Origin of the sequence: Bradyrhizobium sp. NBAIM08 (genome assembly GCF_020193935.1) — a bacterium.
GTDB lineage: Bacteria > Pseudomonadota > Alphaproteobacteria > Rhizobiales > Xanthobacteraceae > Bradyrhizobium > Bradyrhizobium yuanmingense.
In genome coordinates, this window is record NZ_JADYVR010000661.1 from 1 (window position 1) to 423 (window position 423).

General features: G+C 69.3%; 1 protein-coding gene. It reads left to right on the forward strand.

Annotation, left to right across the window (positions count from 1 at the left end; translation table 11 throughout):
- Positions 1 to 423: ABC transporter permease (locus I6F37_RS41445; RefSeq protein WP_225154588.1), on the forward strand; the 423-nt coding region annotated here is incomplete at both ends.

The following is a 423-nucleotide window of genomic DNA, read 5'->3' on the forward strand; positions in this document are numbered from 1 at the left end:
GTCCCGATAGGCGGGAAGATGATGGAAGCAGCGACGGGGAGGCGGGCGCCAGCACCGACTCCGGCACCGACATCCGTGCGGTCCAGCTGACCCTGGACGACGCCCGGGCGCTCGCGAACAAGTCCCAGGCTCCGGACGTGCTCGGCGTGGCGCCGGTCGTCAGCCCCACGTCGGTCACCGCGTCCTACCGGGGGGCCTCGCACGACGTCGCCTCCACGACCGGCACCACCCCGTCCTATCTGCTGATCAACAACGACACCGTCGCCAGCGGGCGCGAGTTCACCGACGCTGACTACCTGGCGCACTCCCGGGTCGTCCTGATCGGGCTGACCGTGGCCAAGGACCTGGTCGGTGGAGACGGGAACGCGGTCCTCGGGAAGGTCGTCAACCTCAACGGCAACGCGTTCAACGTGATCGGCATCC